This window comes from Pseudomonas sp. OV546, from assembly GCF_900116845.1.
Taxonomy (GTDB): domain Bacteria; phylum Pseudomonadota; class Gammaproteobacteria; order Pseudomonadales; family Pseudomonadaceae; genus Aquipseudomonas; species Aquipseudomonas petroselini.
Map to the genome: position 1 here is coordinate 1,049,424 of NZ_FPCE01000001.1, position 17,428 is coordinate 1,066,851.

Sequence of the window (17,428 nt, forward strand, 5' to 3'; positions counted from 1 at the left end):
CGATTGCGGTGTGTCAGCTTGCCCATCTGTCTCTGACCCACCGCTATCGGGGGCAAGCCCCCTCCCACATATCGATATCTCATTTGCTTTCGCGAGGTTTTGCCATGCAAACGCTAAGGCGCGTCTGGGAGCACCTGGAGGAAGGCTTTATCGCTTTCCTGCTGGCCGCCATGACCCTGGTGACATTCGTCTACGTCATGCTCAACAACATCTACACGCTGTTTTTTGCCCTGTCCGACAAATGGGCCTGGAGCAGCCAGTTCTTCGGCGCGCTGGGTGACCACACCATGACCTGGGCCCAGGACATGACCTGGAGCGTAGCGCTGACCAAGGCCATGTTCGGCTGGCTGATTTTCTTTGGCATTTCCTACGGCGTACGCACCGCCGGCCACCTCGGCGTGGACGCACTGGTCAAGCTGACCAAGCGCCCGGTGCAGCGCGTGTTGGGCATGCTCGCCTGCCTGTGCTGCCTGGCCTACGCCGGGTTGTTCATGGTCGCCAGCTACAAGTGGGTGAGTGCGGTCATGGGCGCGCATATCGGCGCCGAAGACCTCGACCAGTACGGCATCGATGTCGGTGACATCGTGGTGATCGTGCCCATTGGTTTCGCCATGGTGTTCATCCGCTACCTGGAAATTTTCTACCGCATCTTTACCCACCGCCAGGTCGGGTTGGGGCTGGCCGACGAGGCCGGTGAGGCCAGCAAATTGGCCGGCAGCCATGAGGAGCGTCACTGATGGCCGTGCTCTGTTTATTCCTGCTGTTATTCGTATTCATGTTCCTGGGTGTACCCATCGCGATTTCCCTGGGCTTGTCCGGCGCGGTGTCTATCCTGATGTTCAGCCAGGACTCGGTCAGTTCCCTGGCGATCAAGCTGTTCGAAACCTCCGACGCCTATACCTTCCTGGCGATTCCGTTCTTCCTGTTGTCGGGTGCGTTCATGACGACTGGCGGCGTGGCGCAGCGCTTGATCGACTTTGCCAACGCCTGCGTCGGCCATATCCGTGGCGGCCTGGCGATTGCGGCGGTGTTGGCGTGCATGCTGTTTGCGGCGCTGTCGGGTTCGTCACCGGCGACGGTGGCGGCGGTGGGTTCGATTGCCGTGGCGGGGATGGTGCGTTCCGGTTACCCGAAGGAATTCGGTGCGGGGATTATCTGTAATGCGGGGACCTTGGGCATCCTGATCCCGCCGTCGATCGTGATGGTGGTGTATTCGGCGGCGACTGAAACCTCGGTGGGCAAGCTGTTTATGGCGGGCGTCATTCCGGGGCTGCTGCTGGGCCTGATGCTGATGATCGCGATCTACATCGTCGCGCGCATCAAGAAGCTGCCGGCGCAGCCGCGAGCGACCTTCCGCGAGTGGCTGACCTGCGCACGGCGTGCTTTCTGGGGCCTGTTGCTGCTGGTGATCATCCTCGGCGGCATCTACAGCGGCATGTTCACCCCGACCGAAGCGGCGGCGGTGGCGGCGGTTTATTCAGCGTTCGTCGCGCTGTTCGTCTACAAGGACATGAAGCTGCGCGACTGCCCCAAGGTGCTGCTGGAATCCGGGCGCCTGGCGATCATGCTGATGTTCATCATCGCCAACGCCATGCTGTTTGCCCATGTGCTGACCACCGAGCAGATCCCGCAGGAAATCACCGCTTGGGTGCTCTCCGAAGGCCTGACGCCGATTGGCTTTTTGATCATGGTCAATGTGGTGTTGTTGATCGCCGGCAGCTTCATGGAGCCTTCGGCCATCGTGCTGATCCTGGCGCCGATCTTCTTCCCGATTGCCATGAAGCTGGGCATTGACCCGATTCACCTGGGTATCGTGATGGTGGTGAATATGGAGATCGGCCTGGTGCACCCGCCGGTGGGGTTGAACCTGTTTGTGACGTCGGCGGTGACGGGGCTGACGCTGGGGCAGACGATCCGTGCGGCGTTGCCGTGGCTGATGATCCTGTTGGTGTTCCTGATCATGGTCACCTACTTGCCGTTTATCTCGTTGGCGTTGCCGCACTGGTTGGGTATGTAAATCCCGCCAATACCGCAATACCTTGTGGGAGCCGGGCTTGCCCGCGATGGCGGTGTGTCAGTTGCCAACTGTGCTGGCTGGCACACCCTCATCGCGGGCAAGCCCGCTCCCACGGGGGGTATGTGCAGTCTTTTTAATGGTCCAGTGCACTCAAGATCGCATGGGCCACCTTCACGCGCTCGGCATTCGGGTAATTCTTGTTGGCCAATATCACCACGCCGATGTCCCTGCTCGGCACATACGCCACGTAGGCACCAAAACCACCGGTTGAGCCGGTTTTGTTGTACAGCACGTTCGCCGGTTGCGCCTGAGCCGGGTTCAGCCACTTCACGTTGTGCGGCTCCATCGCCATCGGTGTGGAGGTGCCATCCATCAGCGCTTGCAGGGTGATCGGGTAGGGGTAGGACTCCCAGCCCAGGCCTTGGGTCATACCGTTGACCGTGTAGTAACCGGTGTGCGTGGTGGCGATGGCCTGTTGCAGCGGTTTCTCCAGGGTTTGCGGGTGCATGTTCACCATGACGTAATGCGCCAGGTCCTGGGTGCTGGTCTTGATGCCATAGGCTTCGCCGTCCAACGCGCCGGGGCCGACGCGTACAGGTTTGTCCTGCTTGTCGTAGCCCTGGGCGTAGGCGTCGGCTTTATCAGCAGGCACGCTGACATAGGTGTTCTTCAGGCCCAACTTGGGCAGCAGGGTTTTCTCCATCGCCGTGTTGAACGGCTGGCCCAGGCTTTGGGCGCTCAGGTAGCCGAACAGGCCAATGCTCGGGTTGGAGTAGAGACGCTGCGCACCGGGCGCGTAGGCGGGTTTCCAGTGCTGGAAATAGCCGATCATGGCGTCGGCGTTGTCGGCGGCGTCCGGAAACTGCAGCGGCAGGCCGCCGGGGGTGTAGGTGGCGAGTTGCAGCAGGCTGATGCGGTCGAAGGCACTGCCCTTGAGGGCTGCAAGGTGCTGGCTGGCCTTGTCCGAGAGCTGGAGCTTGCCGCTGGCCTCGGCATAGCCGCCCAGGGTGGCGGTGAAGGTTTTGCTCACCGAGCCGATCTCGAACAGTGTGTCTTGAGTCACGGGCTGCTGTTTGTCTTTATTGGCGACGCCGTAGTTAAAGTATTGCACCTTGCCTTTGTTGACGACGGCCACCGACAGGCCGGCAATGCCTTGTTGCTGCATCAGGGGCTCAACATGACTGTCCACGACCTTGCGCAAATCGGTCGCCGCCATGCTGGTGCCGGAGACGAAAAATAAGGCCGAAAACAGGAAATTTCGTACGCTGAAGTTCATGATTACTCGCTTCCATGTAAATGATGCGCTGACGATCAGAGCCTGCGCAGGCGTCGCAAATCTAGTGAGGTTCCGTCCCTTCGACAAACGATGATATCTTGCATCTGCCATTAGAAAATCTAGGGTAAAGCATGCTGCGTTCCCATTTGCCCCTCAATGCCCTGCGCGCATTCGAGGCGTCCGCCCGTCACTTGAGCTTTACCCGTGCGGCCATTGAATTGTGCGTCACCCAGGCGGCGGTCAGCCATCAGGTAAAAAGCCTGGAGGCGCAACTTAATGTCACATTATTCAAGCGCCTGCCACGGGGTCTGATGCTGACACGCGAAGGTGAAACCCTGCTGCCGGTGGTGCGTGAATCCTTTGACCGCATCGCCCACACGCTGGGCCAGTTTGAAGGCGGGCACTACCGCGAGGTCCTCACCGTGGGGGCCGTCGGCACGTTTGCGGTAGGGTGGTTGCTGCCACGCCTGGCGGATTTTCAACGCGGCTATCCGTTTATCGACCTGCGCCTTTCCACCCACAACAACCGCGTCGATGTGGCCGCCGAGGGCCTGGATTACGCCATCCGTTTTGGCGCCGGTGCCTGGCATGGCACGGATGCCTGCGAACTGTTGGCTGCACCCTTGACGGTGCTCTGCGTACCGCAACTGGCCGAGCAACTGCACGCACCCGCTGACCTGCTCAAACACACGTTGCTGCGCTCCTACCGCACCGATGAGTGGAGCCTGTGGTTCCAGGCGGCCGGGTTGCCCGCCGACACCCTGGCCCCGCGCAGCATCGTGTTCGACTCGTCATTGGCAATGATGGAGGCAGCCTTGCAAGGCATGGGGGTGGCGTTGGCACCGGCGATGATGTTTGCGCGGCAACTGGAGAGCGATGTCATTCGCCAGCCGTTCGACGTCGATATCACCACCGGCAGCTATTGGCTGACGCGCTTGCAGTCGCGTGCGGAGACCTCGGCGATGCTGGCGTTCAAGGGCTGGTTGCGGGACATGGCGCAGCCGGGCTGAACGCTTTTTTTGAAACATAATGAAACATTTTCCGAGGGCCAGCGCTCTACCGCAACACCTGCACTGAGTGATTCCATGAAAATACCGCGCCCCTCCGCCCGCATGCCTCGCCTGACCCAATTGCGAAACTTGAAGATGGCGCGCTCCGCCCACGCTTACGTACGCGGCAGCACGGTGCAATTTTATGAGTGGCTGCACAGCCAGACTGGCCGCCGCTTGCCCCACGGCCCGGCCATCTGGATCTGCGGCGACTGCCACGCCGGTAACCTGGGGCCTACCGGGGACACCAACGGCCGCATCGATATGCATATCCGCGACCTTGACCAGACGGTGATCGGTAATCCGACCCACGATCTGGTGCGCCTGGCCTTGTCCCTGGCGACCGCTGCACGCGGCTCGGACCTGCCCGGCGTCACCACCGCACGTATGCTCGAAGAAATGATGCTGGGCTACGAACAGGCGTTCAAAGACAAACCCGACCAGGTCCCGCCACGTCCGTCCCAGGTCAAGGCGGGCATGCGCAGCGCGGTGGCGCGCACTTGGAAAAACCTCGCGCGTGAGCGCATCGAAAGCGCCCGGCCGACCATCCCCTTGGGCAAGCATTTCTGGTCGTTATCACGGGCCGAGAAAACCGCATTGCAAACCCTGTGTGCCTCGGATGAAATCCATCAATTGGTCACCTCCCTCAAGGGGCGGCCCAAGGATGCCAGGGTCGAACTGCTGGACTCGGCCTATTGGGTCAAGGGCTGCAGTTCGCTCGGCTTGCTGCGGTATGCCGCCTTGCTCGGCGTGGGCGACAACGATGATCAAGAGTATTGCCTGATTGATATCAAGGAAGCCGTCGGGGCTGCTGCACCCCGTGCGGCGCGGGCGAAGATGCCGAGGGATAACGGTCGTCGCGTGGTGGAGGGTGCACGCCAGCTGTCACCGGGCCTGGGTGAGCGGATGGTGGCCACGCGTTTTCTGGATCACGGGTTTTTTATCCGTGAACTGCTGCCCCAGGACATGAAGCTGGAGCTGGACGAACTGAGCGAGATCGATGCCATGCACGCCGCCGGCTACCTCGCGCGGGTGGTCGGTATCGCCCATGCGCGGCAGATGGATCGCGACACACGCAAGGACTGGATGGCGGTGTTGCAGGAGAACCGCTCCAAGCAGTTGGACGCGCCGTCCTGGCTCTGGACCAGCGTGGTGCAACTGGTGGGTAGCCATGAGCAGGGTTACCTCAACCATTGCCGCCGGTATGCCTTGGAACACTGACCTCGAGAACGCAGTGGATCTAATGGGGGAGCAGGCAAGCCAGCTCCCACAGTTAAGGGGCGTCTAGGCCAAATATTTATGGAACCAGTCGAGCGTTCTTTTCCACGCCAGATTTGCCGCCGCCTCGTCATAACGCGGCGTTGAGTCATTATGGAAACCGTGGTTGGCACCCTTGTAGATATATGCCTCATAGCGGGTGCCTGCCGCCTTCAACGCCTGCTCGTACGCCGGCCAGCCTTCATTGATCCGCGTGTCCAACTCACCGTAGTGCAGCATGATCGGCGCCTTGATCCGTGGCACATCCTTGGCCTCCGGCTGGCGTCCATAAAACGACACCGCCGCACCCAGTTCGGGGTAGGCCACCGCGGCGGCATTGGTCACGCCGCCGCCATAGCAGAAGCCGGTGATCCCGACCTTGCCGGTGCTGCTGTCGTGGTGCATCAGCCATTCAATGGCGGCGAAGAAGTCGTTCATGAGCTTGGTCGGGTCGACTTTCTGTTGGAGTTCCACGCCTTTTTCATCGTTGCCGGGGTAGCCGCCGACCGAGGTCAGGCCGTCGGGCGCCAGGGCGATAAAACCGGCCTTGGCCAAGCGTCGGGCGACGTCTTCGATATAGGGGTTGAGGCCCCGGTTTTCGTGGACCACCACCACTGCCGGCAGCTTGCCCGCCGCTTTGGCCGGGCGCACCAGGTAGCCGCGTACGTTGCCGTTGCCTTTGGGTGAGGGGTAGGTGATGTAGTCGGCGACGATGTCCGGGTCGGTGAATTTCACCTGTTCGGCCAGGGCGTAGTTGGGGCTCAGGGCCGCGAGTAAGGCCGAGGCGGTGAGGCCGCCAAAGGTGAACAGCGCGGCGCGGTCGAGAAATTCGCGGCGGTTGATCTTGCCGTGGGCATAGCCGTCGTAGAGTTCCAGCAGTTCGGGCGCAAAGTCTTTCGCGGTGAGACGAGTCATCGGTGCAATCCTCGATTAGCGGTGGCAGTCAATGTAGACCAGGATCAGCCCTCACGGCCATGGGCGGCGGCGGCCAGTTGGCCGGTGTCGACGCGTACGAAGATCGAATCGCCCACTGCGGTCAGCACGTTATCGGCGTACACCTCGCAGATCACGCGGGTTTTGCGGCCCACATCGCCTTCAGCCCGCGCGCGCAGGGTGAGGGTGACGCCCAGGGGCGTCGGCTTGATGAATGTGATGCCCAGCTTGCCGGTGACGCAGTCGATGCGCGGCAGGCTGCCGGGTTCGCGTTGCTCGGCGCGGTAATGGTAGGCCATGGCGGTCCAGTTGGAATGGCAGTCCACCAGCATGGCAATCAATCCGCCGTAGACCAGGTCGGGCCAGCCGCTGTATTTTGCCTCGGGCAGGTGCTCGGCCACGAGGTGGGTGCCATCCGCGTCCCAGCGGCTCTTGATGTGCAGGCCGTGGGGGTTGCTGCCGCCGCAGCCGTAGCAGATGCCTTCCCGCGCGGTGGTGTCCTGGAGTGAAGGGGCGTGCATGCAGAATCCTTGTTGTGCTTGGGCGACTACTCTGTTTAGCAGGACAGACGCCTGATTGGAATAAATCCCTGGTATGACCTACCAGCTCAGTACCTGTGTCGTTACTTCCAGCGGAGCGTTGCATGAAACGTCGAATGTCCCCGGTCGCTTTACTGGCTTTGATCCTTGCCTATGGCGCCAGCGCCCAGGCGGTGGAGTACAAGGACGTCAACCGCACCGCCAGCCAGATCAGTTTCACTTATAAACAATTGGGGCAGCGGGTGTATGGCACCTTCAGCGAGTTCGAGGGCAGCTTGACCTTCGACACGCAAAAACCTGAAGCCGGGCATGCGTTGCTCAAGATCCAACTCGCGAGCATCGACGCCGGCAGCCCCGACGCGAACGATGAGCTGCAACGTGCGTCCTGGTTCGACACCGCGACGTATCCGGTGGGCGTGTACGAGTCCACGGGTGTTACGGCCCTGGGGGACAACCGCTACACCATCAGCGGCAACCTGACCCTCAAGGGCATCACGCACCCGGTGACGGTCGACGTGGTGCTCAAGGAGCAAGGCGGTATCGGCGTGTTCGACGGTGAGTTCATCCTCAAGCGCGGCGACTTCAAGATTGGCGAGGGCGAATGGGCCGGCAATCGCGTGGTGTCCAATGACATCAACATCAAGTTCAAGATGGTCGCGCCGCAGCGTTAACGCGCGAACCGCTTTGCACCCGCCACGCAGCCGATCACCGCGACCGTCACCAGTACCATGCCCAGGCTGACCGGCTCATGCAGCAGGCCCGCCGCCAGCGCCAAGCCGAAAAACGGTTGCAGCAATTGCAACTGGCCCACGGCGGCGATGCCACCCTGGGCTAGGCCTCGGTACCAGAACACAAAGCCGAGCAACATGCTGAACAACGCCACATAGCCCAGGCTCAGCCAGGCGGGCAGGCTGATGCCGCGGAAACTCGGCGGCGCCAGTACCAGGCTCAAGGGCACCACCACCGGCATCGACACCACCAATGCCCAGCAGATCACCTGCCAGCCGCCCAGGCTGCGCGACAGCTTGGCGCCTTCGGCGTAACCCAGGCCGCAGACCAGCACCGCCAGCAGCATCAGCAGATCGCCGGCCGGTGCGGCGCTCAGCCCCTGGGCGACGGCATACCCCATCACCAGCCCACTGCCCAGGATCGAAAACACCCAGAACACCGGGCGCGGGCGCTCGCCACCGCGCAGCACGGCAAATACAGCGGTCGCCAGGGGCAGCAGGCCGATAAACACGATGGAGTGGGCGGACGTCACGTATTGCAGCGCGAGCGCCGTGAGCAAGGGAAAGCCGATCACTACCCCCAGAGAGACGATCGCCAGGGGCAGCCACTGATGACGTGCGGGGCGTTTTTCCTTGAACAGCCCCAGCAGGAACAGCCCCAGGGCGGCGGCGATGGCCGCGCGGAGCATGGTCAGGAACACCGGGTCAAACTCCATCACGGCCAGGCGTGTGGCGGGCAGGGAACCGCTGAAAATCACCACGCCGATAAAGCCGTTGATCCAGCCTTGCGTGCGGCTGTCCAGGGTGTTGAAGGGGGATGTACGTTCCATGAAGGGTGCCCTGAAGAAAGGAGAGGTTGCGATCAGGCCATCCTAGGGGGCAGCATTAAGACAATCAAAAAATTGTCATGGATACAGTGTCTATGCCTCGCGCCCGCTACAAGTCCCTGGTCGACCGCTTCGCCGCCGATATTCGCAGCGGGATAATGCCGCCCGGCACACGGCTGCCGACGCACCGGCAACTGGCCGCCGATCATGGCCTGGCCCTGGTCACCGCCAGCCGGGTGTACGCCGAGCTGGAAGCCATGGGCCTGGTCAGTGGGGAAACCGGGCGTGGCACGTTCGTGCGCGAGATCGCGTTGCCGCCGGGGCAGGGCAGTGGGCAGATGACGGTGGCGGCGGGGATGCTGGATCTCAACTTCAACTACCCGTCGCTGCCTGGCCAGGCGGACCTGCTGCGCACGGCGTTACGCCAATTGGCGTTATCCGGCGACCTCGAAGCGTTGTTGCGTTACCAGCCTCACGCCGGTCGCCTGCACGAGCGTGCTGCGTTTGCGCGGCATGTGCTCAGCAGGGGGCTCAGCGTGGAGGCCGACCAAGTGCTGCTGGTCAGCGGCGCCCAGCACGGCTTGGCGGTGACGATGATGGCGTTGCTCAAGCCCGGGGATGTGATCGCGGTGGATGCGTTGACCTATTCAGGGTTCAAAGTGTTGGCCGAGACCCTGCACTTGGACGTTGTCGCGATCCCGGTCACGGCGGCCGGCCCGGACTTGGACGCGCTGCACAAGCTGTGTCGCAAGCGCTCGGTGCGTGCCGTGTACAGCATGCCGACGCTGCACAATCCGCTGGGCTGGGTGCTGAGCCTGGACCAGCGCCAGGCGCTGGTGGCGATCGCCCGGCAGCACAACCTGATGATCATCGAGGACGCGGCCTATGCGTTTCTGGTCGAGGACGCGCCGCCGCCCCTGGCCACCCTGGCGCCGGAGCGCACGGTGTATGTGGGCGGGCTTTCGAAAAGCGTCGCGACCGGCCTGCGGGTGGGGTTTGTGGTGGCGCCGCTTGAATGGGTCAAGGGCCTGGAACGCAGCATCATGGCCACCACCTGGAACGTGCCCGGCGTGATGAGTGCTATGGCGGTGGCCTGGATCGAGGACGGCACAGTGGCGCAGTTGGAAGCGCAAAAGCGCCGTGATGCCCAGGCGCGCCAGGCCCTGGCAGCCCAGGTGTTGAAGGGCCTGGCGTACACCCGTCATCCCTGTTCGTATTTCTTGTGGCTGCCCTTGGCGGAAGAGGCCCGCGCCGATCAGGTTGCCATGGCCTTGCAGCGCGAGGGCATTTCCGTGTCAACCGCCGAGCCGTTTTCCGTCTCGGCCCATGTGCCCCACGCACTACGGCTGGCCTTGGGGTCGGTGGACATGGCGGCGTTGCGCGAAGCGTTGCTGACGGTGCGCAAGGTCGTGCAGTGGTGAGCCAGGCGGCTCACCGCTAGCCCTTAGAATTTAAACGCCTGGCGACCGATCAGCAGCCAGTGGCCTTTCTGCTTTTGCCAGATCTGGAAGTTCTCGATTTCGGTGGGCACTTCTTTGCCGCTGTTCACTGCCAGGGCGGAGAAGTGGTTGCGGACCAAGGCGGTATCGCCACTCAAGGTGATGGTCTGTTTCTGCATTTCGAGGGTCTTGAAGCCGCTGCGACCGGTCTCGATATCGGCGATGAATTCCTGCTTGTTCTGGATCTTGCCGCTGGAGTGGCCGTAGGTAAGGTTCTCGGCGGTCAGGCTCTGGAGCTGCTTGAGGTCTTTATGCAGCATCGCTTGGGTCAGGTGGTCGACCGCTTGGGCGACGTCTTTATCGGCGGCGGGGGCTGCGGCCACGTAGCCGCTGAACAGGCACAGAAAACCGATCAGCACTTTGACTTTTTGCATGGGTGTTTCCTTATTGTTGTTGGGGGTGGGACAACACGTTACCGCTTATGTCGTCGTACAACATTGCAATACTCTTGTGCCGTTTGGAAAGTAAAATTTCGGATATTTACACGGTGCTGAGGGTTTGCTCGGGCTCGAGATTTCATTGTTCTTGTACGATGTCTCATCACTGGTTAAAAATGGCGTCCCGTCTAACAATAAAATAACGGAGACACACCATGGATTCTTCCTCTTCGCCTGCCCGGACCGACCACAGTCGCCGCGTTTTCCTGCAACGTTCCCTGGCGGTTTCCGCCTCCGTGGCAGTGCTGGGCAACTTGCCGCGCCTGGCAGATGCCGCTGAGCCATTGAGCCAGCGATACCCAGACCCCTTGGTGAAAGTGCTTGATGACAGTTTCCTGGAATTACGCCTGTTCAATGCCAGTGTCGAGCGACTGGCGACCGGCTTGCGTTGGGCCGAGGGGCCGGTGTGGATCGGCGATGGCCGCTACCTGCTGCTCAGCGATATCCCCAACAACCGCATCGTGCGCTGGGACGAGGTGACCGATAGCCTGTCGGTCTACCGCGAAAACGCCAATTTCTCCAACGGCATGTGCCGTGATCGCCAAGGCCGGCTGCTGGTGTGCGAAGGCTCGACCACCAGCCAGGAGGGCCGGCGCATCACCCGCACCGAGCACAACGGCAGCCTCACCGTGCTGGCGGACAGCTTTGACGGCAAGCCCTTCAATTCGCCCAACGACATCGTGTGCAAACGGGATGGCTTGGTGTGGTTCACGGACCCGCCGTTCCAGACCGGCAACAACTACGAAGGGCACAAGATCACGCCCACCCAGCCCCATGGCGTCTACCGCATCGACGGTGACAGCGGCAAGGTCACGCGGGTGATCGACGACCTCAACGGCCCTAACGGCCTGTGCTTTTCCCCGGATGAGAAACTGCTCTACGTGGTCGAAGGCCGGGCCAAGCCCAACCGGTTGATCTGGGCCATCGACGTGAATGACGACGGTACGCTGGGCGCCCGTCGCAAGCATATCGAAGGCCTGGAGTACGCGGCCTTGGACGGCATCAAGTGCGACGAGAGCGGCAACCTCTGGTGTGGCTGGGGCGGCAACGGCGACCCCAAGGCCGACTTGGAAAAACTCGATGGCGTGCGCGTGTTCAATCCGCAGGGCAAGGCTATCGGGCATATCTCGCTGCCGGAACGCTGCCCCAACCTGTGTTTTGGCGGCCGTGAGGGTAACCGCCTGTTCATGGCCGGCAGCCATTCGATCTATGCAGTGTTCGTCAACACGCGTGGCGCCGATTTCGGCGGCTGACCGCAAAAAAAACCAGGGTGAGCGTCGGTCGAGCGGCGCCCATCTTGGCATTTTGGCGCTATGCTGGGGGCTCCTGAGGCGTCAGAGCGTCAAGCAAATGGACTTCAATTGGCACAGCGACCCCATCACCCGCAACACGCCCGTTACCCCTCACTACAAAAACACGCAGAACGTACGCCGCTTCATGCTTGAGCACTGTGGTCCGGCATTCACGTTCGACCGGCCCTTCATGGCCTGGATTCGCAACGCTGAGCCCAAGACCCTCGGTGACGTGGTGGATAAGTGGCGGCGCCGACACGAGGATTCACGCCCATGACCAGCGACGAAAAATACCAGGCCGCGCAACAACGCCTTGGCTACCTGATGGACGAATTCAAGGTCGGTGGTAACTACACGCCCCTGGTCCGGGACGGCAACCACCTGTACATCAGCGGCCAGATCCCGCGGGTCGGCGATACCATCGTGCTGCCGGGCAAGGTCGGTGAAAACCTGACCCTGGCCCAGGCACAAATCGCCGCCGGCATCAGTGCGTTGCGCTGCCTGGGGTTGCTGAAGCAGGCGCTGGGTTCGCTGGACGCGATCAAGGCGATCCCGCGCATCACCGTGTACGTGCGCAGTGCCGAGGACTTTGATCAGCAAAGTGAGGTGGCCAACGGTGCGTCGGACCTGCTGCACGAGATCCTCGGTGAAGCCGGGGTGCATACGCGTACCTCGGTGGGGGTGATGCAGTTGCCGAAGTCGGCGGCGGTGGAGATCGATATGATCGCGGTGGCGCACGGCTGAGCGACCCATGATTACCCAAGGAATGGCAGTACTGATCAATTACGCCACGTATCTGGCGCCGGGCCTGCTGTTGTTCGGCCTGTGGTTTGCACTCACGCCCAGGTCGCTGACGGCCCTGCGTATCCTGATTCTGCTGGCGGCGTTCGTGCTGATGCGCGATGTAATGACCCCGTTGGGCCTATGGTCGCTGGGCAGCGAAGTGCAGTTGGCGTTCACGGCCAATGCGTTTGTGTTGGCGGCGTTGGGCGGCTTGTCGTTGCTACTGATTGCCGTGCTGATGCGAGTGGCGCCAGACCTGTCGGCGCTGATCTGCTGGTCAAGGGGGCATCGAATCGGCGGCCTTGCGGTCGGCCTTGCCGTCGGATGCTTGATCGGTGTGCCGCTGCGCTTCTACCAGGCAATTGAAGCGTCAGCGATCCCGGGCTACTGGGCATGGCTGCCGGGTATGGTGGTGTTGGCCTATGGTGCCAATGCGTTGGAAGAGGTGCTGTTTCGCGGGTATTTGCAGGGGTATCTGGAACAGCAGGTGGCGCCATTGCGCGCGGCACTGATCAGCGGTGTGGCCTTTGCGGCTTGCCATACATTCCTGGCACTGAGCGTTACTCAGCTGGGCTGGCCGGTGTTGTTGTTTACCCTGATCGAAGGGTTGGCTTGCGCGCTGGTGCGCCTGCGTTACGGTGTGCTGGCGGCGACGCTGGCCCATGGCACGGCGATCCTGCTGATCGCCGTGCCCTTCATCACTTGATGTGAAATACCGACGCAAATGTGTGGGGCTTGCTGTGGTGGGGAGAGGTGCGACGATTTGACTTGTCCCCCGTCAGTATCACCGTAAGCCCAATGGGGCTGCTGCGCAGCCCAGCGCGGGGCAAGCCCGCTCACCACAGCAAGCTTGCTTCCACGGTAAGCCCTCTTGCATAGGGTTGACCGTGTTTAGCCAGCTGCTAACGGCGGCGTACGCGGCGGAATCTGGCGTTTGCTGCCGGTAGCTTCATACGCCGAGGCAAACCGCAGCAACGCCGAATCGTCATAGGCCCGCCCGGCAAACGTCAGCCCCACCGGCATGCCGATATCGGCCATCACGCCCATCGGTACGGTGACGGTCGGTACGCCCAGGTGGCGGATGGCGAGGTTGCCGTTGGCCACCCAGATGCCGTTGCTCCAGGCGATATCGGCGGAGGCTTCGTTCACATCGGCATCCGCCGGGCCTACGTCGGCGACGGTGGGGAACAGCACCGCGTCGAGGCCGAGCGTGTCCATCCAGTCTTCCAGGTCGATCCGCCGGGTTTGCTCCAGGCCACGCAGGCCGTCGGGCAAGGTGCTGATCTCGTTCCACGGGGTGATGCCGCGTTCGGCCATGCGCACGTATTCGTCCATGCCGGCGGCCAGGTCGTCCTCACGGTTGGGCAGGGTGCCCGGGTCGTGGGGGAAGATCTTCGGCCCGTCCACATCCGCCAGGCGGTTGAGCGCGGGGTCGTTGTTGGCGCGTAGGAAATCATCGAAGGCCCAGGCGGACAGTTCCCACAGTTCATCGTGGAGAAATTCCTTGGACACCAGCCCACGGTTAAACACGGTAGGCGCGCCAGGGCGGTCGCCTTCGCAGTTGGACACCAGCGGGAAGTCCACCTCGATGACTTCGGCGCCGGCGGCTTCCAGCGCCTGGCGTGCGTCTTGCCACAGGTCGATCACGCTGGCGCGGGTGTTGATCTTCTGCCCGGTAGGGCCACCGATCCCAGGTTTTTCGCTGGTGCCGGCGTCCGGGTCGGCATTGATGTACATGCGCGGCACGCCAAAGCGCTTGCCGGCGAGGGATTCAGCGGGCACCGCGAGTTCAGCGTAGGACGCAGGGCGCACCGAAGCCACACTCGGAATCGGCACCCACGGCTGCAGGCGCCAGAGGTCGCCACGGGTGTCCGGGTCTTCGGCCACCACCACATCGAGGATTTCCAGCAGGTCGGCCATGGTGCGGGCATAGGGCACCACCACGTCCATGGTCGGTGTGAGCGGCCAGTTGCCGCGCACCGAAATCACGCCACGGGAGGGCGTGTAGGCGCACAGGCCATTGTTGGAGGCCGGGCCGCGTCCGCTCGACCAGGTTTCTTCTGCCAGGCCAAAGGCTGCAAAGCTCGCCGCCGTCGCGGTGCCGGCGCCGTTGGATGAGCCGGAGGCAAACGGTGCGGTCAGGTAGTCGGCGTTATACGGGCTTTCCGCCCGGCCATACACGCCACGCTGCATCCCGCCATTGGCCATCGGCGGCATATTGGTCTTGCCCAGGCAGATGGCGCCACCGGCGCGCAGGCGTTCGATGGTGAACGCATCACGCTGGGCGACCAGGGTGGCAAACGCCGGGCTACCGGATGCCGCGGTCAGGCCCTTGACCAGGTAGCTGTCTTTGGCCGTGTAAGGAATGCCATCCAATGGCCCCCAGGTTTCGCCTTTGGCCCGGCGGGCATCGGACGCCTCGGCTTCTTTCAGCGCATCGGGGTTGCGCACCACCACGGCGTTCAAGGCGGTGGCGGTCTGCGGACCGTCATAGGCATCGATCCGTGCGAGGTAGGCCTGGACCAGTTCAACCGCCGTGGTCTGGCCGGATTCAAGCGCGGCGCGCAATTGGGCAATGGAGACTTCGGTAACGTGCATCACTTTTTTTTCGCCGCCTTCAAGTGGGGGTATGGCGGCAGTCTACGTACAGATATTTCACAAAACCAGCGCCGCATACTCTGCATACGCGCGGCGCATCACTTGCCAAGTGGCCTCGTCAGCGGGAATCAGGTGTTCGATCCGCAGGGAGGTGAGGGTGATGTCCTGGGGCATGCCGAAGGTAGTGAACGTGGACAGAAAGCTCAGTTCACCTTGGGCTGAGCGGACGCGCGTCAGTACCAGCGGTGGCATCTGCGCGGGCAGTTCGGTGTGGGTCGGTGTCGGCAATGTCGTCAGCAACGTGGCCAATTCAGGATTGCCCAGCGCCTCACGGGTGGCACGCTGCCAGGCCAGGGTGCGTATCTCCTCGGCATTGACCAGGTGATCGCCCAGACCGCCCGATTGCAGCAGCGTGGTCAGCAGGTTCAAGCCCAAGGCTGCATCGGGCGGTATGCCCAGCAGTCCAAACAGCACGCCGGTACTGGCATTCGCCGACAGCACTTGCCACTGGCTGTCCAACAGGATAGCCGGGGCGGGATTGTTGGCGTGCAGCACATGGTTGACCGCTTCGCGGATCGCGGCCATGGCGGGCGAGGCGAGCGGGGTGGCGCTGTAGCGCGGCGCATAGCCGGCGGCGAGGAACACACCGTTGCACTGCTCCAGCGGGGTCTCCAGTGCCGTGAGCAGATTATGCAAGGTGCCAGGGCTCGGCTTGGCCCGCCCGGTCTCGATGCAACTGAGGTGGCGCTGGGAAACGCCGGTGATCAAGGCCAGGTCGAGCTGGCTCAGCTTGGCGCGCCTGCGCAGTTGGCGCAGCTGCTCGCCGGCGGTAGAAGGGGTGTCCATGGCGGGATCATGACCTCCGAGGTCATTGCGAGGGCCGAACCTTATCACTAACGTGGGCCTTCATCACTCCAAGGAAGCGACCATGAGAAGACCCTATATCGCCCTGGCGGGCCTGCTGGGATTTTCGCTGTACACCCTGGCGACGATGCTCACGGCTGAGCAGTCGCTGCTGGCCTTTGGACGCGAACTGATGTCGCGGCCGGACACCGCGCAAGTGGTGATCGACCTGTACCTGATGGCGGTGCTGGCGTGCGTGTGGATGTACCGGGATGCGCGGCGGCGCGGGCGGTCGCTGGCGTCGGTGGTGCCGTATTTTTTGCTGACGGCGGTGTTTGTGTCGGTAGGGCCGTTGCTTTATCTGGTGGTGAACGGCGGCCGCGATGAGTGAGCGTTTGCAGGTCTATGCGCTGTGCGTGCTGGTGCTGTGCCTGAAGATGTTTGCAATTTCCTGTTATCAGGGTTTTTTCCGGATACGGGCGCGGGCGTTTATCAATCAGGAGGATGCGGCGTTCTTCAGCTGTGCTGCGCATGCAGGGGAATTGCCGCAGGTGGTGAGGGCGAGTAAGGCGTGGGCGAATGATCTGGAGAATATTCCGTTGTTCTTTGTGCTTGGCGGGTTGTGTGTGGTGCTGGGGACTCCCACTGGGACGACTGCGGCGCTGTTTGGTGGTTTTACCTTGGCGCGCATGGCGCACACGCTGATGTATCTGGGTGGATGGCAACCCTGGCGCACCCTGGCGTATGCGGTTGGGATGGCGTGTCTGTTCGGGCTGGGTGGGTTGGTGATTTGTGGGTTGCTGTGAGCGTTTTACTGGGGGTCAATGTGGGCGCTGGCTTGCGTGCGATGGGTATAGGCATCTATACACGTCTGGGTGTGGCGCTGTGGCGAGGGCGCTGGCCTGGCAGACCAGCGCCATCTAACAGTTAGGCTGCGATCCAAATGTGGGAGGGGGCTTGCTCCCGATAGCGGTGTGTCACCCATCGGGGCCTCGGTATCTACACCACTCTGGGTACGGCGCTGGACCTGTGGCGAGGGAGCTTGCTCCCGTGGCGGCCTGACAGTCGAGCGCCCTCTAACGGTTAGGCTGCGATCCCAATGTGGGAGGGGGCTTGCCCCCGATAGCGGTGTGTCAGTCGATTCATCTGGTGACTGATTCAGCGCCATCGGGGCCTCGGTATCTACACAATTCTGGGTATGGCGCTGGATCTGTGGCGAGGGAGCTTGCTCCCGCCGGCGGCCTTGCAGACGACCAGGATGTTGGATCAGACCGGGTACATATCCGTTATTTAGGTAACGGCTGCTATGGGTTCCGCCCTTACGGCGGCTCACTTTTGAAGAGCGCAAAA

Annotated in this window: 19 protein-coding genes; 12 read left to right on the forward strand and 7 right to left on the reverse strand. The window is 62.3% G+C overall.

Going from position 1 to position 17,428, the window contains the following annotated elements; all coding sequences use genetic code 11:
• The first annotated feature begins 104 nt into the window (after positions 1–104).
• Positions 105–737: a TRAP transporter small permease gene (locus BM403_RS04870; RefSeq protein WP_046034810.1), complete on the forward strand. Its 633-nt coding sequence runs from the start codon at positions 105–107 to the stop codon at positions 735–737.
• Positions 737–2,017 carry a C4-dicarboxylate TRAP transporter large permease protein DctM gene (dctM, locus tag BM403_RS04875; RefSeq protein WP_012724622.1) on the forward strand — a complete coding sequence of 427 codons (1,281 nt, stop codon included), beginning with the start codon at positions 737–739 and terminating at the stop codon, positions 2,015–2,017. Before BM403_RS04870 ends, dctM begins: the two co-directional genes overlap by 1 nt.
• Before the next feature lie 133 nt (positions 2,018–2,150).
• Here the strand turns inward: dctM and ampC are convergent, their stop codons facing one another.
• Positions 2,151–3,293 (reverse strand): class C beta-lactamase, encoded by a 1,143-nt coding sequence (gene ampC, locus BM403_RS04880; RefSeq protein ID WP_093541843.1) that lies wholly within the window; start codon positions 3,291–3,293, stop codon positions 2,151–2,153.
• 131 nt (positions 3,294–3,424) lie between these two features.
• On the opposite strand from ampC, the gene BM403_RS04885 reads away from it, so the two are divergent.
• On the forward strand, positions 3,425–4,303 hold the full coding sequence (locus tag BM403_RS04885) for a LysR family transcriptional regulator (protein ID WP_093541845.1): 879 nt from the start codon (positions 3,425–3,427) through the stop codon (positions 4,301–4,303).
• 75 nt (positions 4,304–4,378) lie between these two features.
• Positions 4,379–5,563: a DUF2252 domain-containing protein gene (locus BM403_RS04890; protein ID WP_046034814.1), complete on the forward strand. Its 1,185-nt coding sequence runs from the start codon at positions 4,379–4,381 to the stop codon at positions 5,561–5,563.
• Between the two features lie 63 nt (positions 5,564–5,626).
• Here the strand turns inward: BM403_RS04890 and yghX are convergent, their stop codons facing one another.
• Both yghX and BM403_RS04900 read right to left on the reverse strand, forming a co-directional pair.
• Positions 5,627–6,514, reverse strand: a complete 888-nt coding sequence (gene yghX / locus BM403_RS04895) for a YghX family hydrolase (protein WP_046034815.1) — start codon at positions 6,512–6,514, stop codon at positions 5,627–5,629.
• 44 nt (positions 6,515–6,558) lie between these two features.
• Positions 6,559–7,053, reverse strand: coding sequence for a PaaI family thioesterase (locus BM403_RS04900; protein WP_093541847.1), 495 nt, complete (start codon positions 7,051–7,053; stop codon positions 6,559–6,561).
• Between the two features lie 122 nt (positions 7,054–7,175).
• On the opposite strand from BM403_RS04900, the gene BM403_RS04905 reads away from it, so the two are divergent.
• The gene (locus tag BM403_RS04905; protein ID WP_046034817.1) at positions 7,176–7,742 is read left to right on the forward strand and encodes a YceI family protein; all 567 of its coding nucleotides are present in this window, start codon (positions 7,176–7,178) and stop codon (positions 7,740–7,742) included.
• Here BM403_RS04905 and BM403_RS04910 read toward each other — a convergent pair.
• On the reverse strand, positions 7,739–8,629 hold the full coding sequence (locus BM403_RS04910; protein ID WP_093541850.1) for a DMT family transporter: 891 nt from the start codon (positions 8,627–8,629) through the stop codon (positions 7,739–7,741). The two genes, BM403_RS04905 and BM403_RS04910, sit on opposite strands and share 4 nt — an antisense overlap.
• A 92-nt stretch (positions 8,630–8,721) precedes the next feature.
• Between BM403_RS04910 and BM403_RS04915 the strand changes: the two genes are divergently transcribed.
• The gene (locus BM403_RS04915) at positions 8,722–10,047 is read left to right on the forward strand and encodes an aminotransferase-like domain-containing protein (protein ID WP_093541852.1); all 1,326 of its coding nucleotides are present in this window, start codon (positions 8,722–8,724) and stop codon (positions 10,045–10,047) included.
• A gap of 23 nt (positions 10,048–10,070) precedes the next feature.
• Here the strand turns inward: BM403_RS04915 and BM403_RS04920 are convergent, their stop codons facing one another.
• Entirely contained in the window at positions 10,071–10,499 is a 429-nt protein-coding gene (locus BM403_RS04920; RefSeq protein ID WP_012724613.1) for a nuclear transport factor 2 family protein, read from the reverse strand.
• Between the two features lie 218 nt (positions 10,500–10,717).
• Here BM403_RS04920 and BM403_RS04925 point away from each other — a divergent pair, with 218 nt between their 5' ends.
• The 4 genes from BM403_RS04925 to BM403_RS04940 all read left to right on the forward strand — a co-directional run bounded on the left by BM403_RS04925 (position 10,718) and on the right by BM403_RS04940 (position 13,343).
• A complete protein-coding gene (locus BM403_RS04925) occupies positions 10,718–11,815 on the forward strand; it encodes an SMP-30/gluconolactonase/LRE family protein (protein ID WP_093541854.1) in 1,098 nt (365 codons plus the stop codon).
• Between the two features lie 97 nt (positions 11,816–11,912).
• Positions 11,913–12,131 (forward strand): DUF6434 domain-containing protein, encoded by a 219-nt coding sequence (locus BM403_RS04930; protein WP_093541945.1) that lies wholly within the window; start codon positions 11,913–11,915, stop codon positions 12,129–12,131.
• Positions 12,128–12,598 carry a RidA family protein gene (locus BM403_RS04935; protein WP_093541856.1) on the forward strand — a complete coding sequence of 157 codons (471 nt, stop codon included), beginning with the start codon at positions 12,128–12,130 and terminating at the stop codon, positions 12,596–12,598. Before BM403_RS04930 ends, BM403_RS04935 begins: the two co-directional genes overlap by 4 nt.
• Before the next feature lie 7 nt (positions 12,599–12,605).
• Positions 12,606–13,343: a CPBP family intramembrane glutamic endopeptidase gene (locus BM403_RS04940; RefSeq protein ID WP_012724609.1), complete on the forward strand. Its 738-nt coding sequence runs from the start codon at positions 12,606–12,608 to the stop codon at positions 13,341–13,343.
• Between the two features lie 185 nt (positions 13,344–13,528).
• Here the strand turns inward: BM403_RS04940 and BM403_RS04945 are convergent, their stop codons facing one another.
• Together BM403_RS04945 and BM403_RS04950 are read right to left on the reverse strand one after the other, a co-directional pair.
• Positions 13,529–15,238 (reverse strand): amidase, encoded by a 1,710-nt coding sequence (locus BM403_RS04945; RefSeq protein ID WP_012724608.1) that lies wholly within the window; start codon positions 15,236–15,238, stop codon positions 13,529–13,531.
• A 54-nt stretch (positions 15,239–15,292) separates the two neighbouring features.
• A complete protein-coding gene (locus BM403_RS04950) occupies positions 15,293–16,081 on the reverse strand; it encodes a helix-turn-helix domain-containing protein (protein WP_012724607.1) in 789 nt (262 codons plus the stop codon).
• 82 nt (positions 16,082–16,163) lie between these two features.
• Between BM403_RS04950 and BM403_RS04955 the strand changes: the two genes are divergently transcribed.
• Together BM403_RS04955 and BM403_RS04960 are read left to right on the forward strand one after the other, a co-directional pair.
• Positions 16,164–16,469 (forward strand): DUF2834 domain-containing protein, encoded by a 306-nt coding sequence (locus BM403_RS04955; RefSeq protein ID WP_043205442.1) that lies wholly within the window; start codon positions 16,164–16,166, stop codon positions 16,467–16,469.
• Positions 16,462–16,884, forward strand: a complete 423-nt coding sequence (locus tag BM403_RS04960; protein ID WP_093541858.1) for an MAPEG family protein — start codon at positions 16,462–16,464, stop codon at positions 16,882–16,884. Before BM403_RS04955 ends, BM403_RS04960 begins: the two co-directional genes overlap by 8 nt.
• The last annotated feature ends 544 nt before the right edge of the window (positions 16,885–17,428 follow it).

What these genes read in the sequence shown, in the direction of transcription:
- BM403_RS04885 (WP_093541845.1), top strand. Translation starts at nt 3,425, where the DNA reads ATGCTGCGTTCCCATTTGCCCCTCAATGCCCTGCGCGCATTCGAGGCG.
- BM403_RS04935 (WP_093541856.1), top strand. Translation starts at nt 12,128, where the DNA reads ATGACCAGCGACGAAAAATACCAGGCCGCGCAACAACGCCTTGGCTAC.
- BM403_RS04920 (WP_012724613.1), bottom strand. Translation starts at nt 10,499, where the DNA reads ATGCAAAAAGTCAAAGTGCTGATCGGTTTTCTGTGCCTGTTCAGCGGC.
- ampC (WP_093541843.1), bottom strand. Translation starts at nt 3,293, where the DNA reads ATGAACTTCAGCGTACGAAATTTCCTGTTTTCGGCCTTATTTTTCGTC.
- BM403_RS04925 (WP_093541854.1), top strand. Translation starts at nt 10,718, where the DNA reads ATGGATTCTTCCTCTTCGCCTGCCCGGACCGACCACAGTCGCCGCGTT.
- BM403_RS04955 (WP_043205442.1), top strand. Translation starts at nt 16,164, where the DNA reads ATGAGAAGACCCTATATCGCCCTGGCGGGCCTGCTGGGATTTTCGCTG.
- BM403_RS04910 (WP_093541850.1), bottom strand. Translation starts at nt 8,629, where the DNA reads ATGGAACGTACATCCCCCTTCAACACCCTGGACAGCCGCACGCAAGGC.
- BM403_RS04930 (WP_093541945.1), top strand. Translation starts at nt 11,913, where the DNA reads ATGGACTTCAATTGGCACAGCGACCCCATCACCCGCAACACGCCCGTT.
- BM403_RS04915 (WP_093541852.1), top strand. Translation starts at nt 8,722, where the DNA reads ATGCCTCGCGCCCGCTACAAGTCCCTGGTCGACCGCTTCGCCGCCGAT.
- BM403_RS04940 (WP_012724609.1), top strand. Translation starts at nt 12,606, where the DNA reads ATGATTACCCAAGGAATGGCAGTACTGATCAATTACGCCACGTATCTG.
- dctM (WP_012724622.1), top strand. Translation starts at nt 737, where the DNA reads ATGGCCGTGCTCTGTTTATTCCTGCTGTTATTCGTATTCATGTTCCTG.
- BM403_RS04900 (WP_093541847.1), bottom strand. Translation starts at nt 7,053, where the DNA reads ATGCACGCCCCTTCACTCCAGGACACCACCGCGCGGGAAGGCATCTGC.
- BM403_RS04905 (WP_046034817.1), top strand. Translation starts at nt 7,176, where the DNA reads ATGAAACGTCGAATGTCCCCGGTCGCTTTACTGGCTTTGATCCTTGCC.
- yghX (WP_046034815.1), bottom strand. Translation starts at nt 6,514, where the DNA reads ATGACTCGTCTCACCGCGAAAGACTTTGCGCCCGAACTGCTGGAACTC.
- BM403_RS04960 (WP_093541858.1), top strand. Translation starts at nt 16,462, where the DNA reads ATGAGTGAGCGTTTGCAGGTCTATGCGCTGTGCGTGCTGGTGCTGTGC.
- BM403_RS04870 (WP_046034810.1), top strand. Translation starts at nt 105, where the DNA reads ATGCAAACGCTAAGGCGCGTCTGGGAGCACCTGGAGGAAGGCTTTATC.
- BM403_RS04950 (WP_012724607.1), bottom strand. Translation starts at nt 16,081, where the DNA reads ATGGACACCCCTTCTACCGCCGGCGAGCAGCTGCGCCAACTGCGCAGG.
- BM403_RS04890 (WP_046034814.1), top strand. Translation starts at nt 4,379, where the DNA reads ATGAAAATACCGCGCCCCTCCGCCCGCATGCCTCGCCTGACCCAATTG.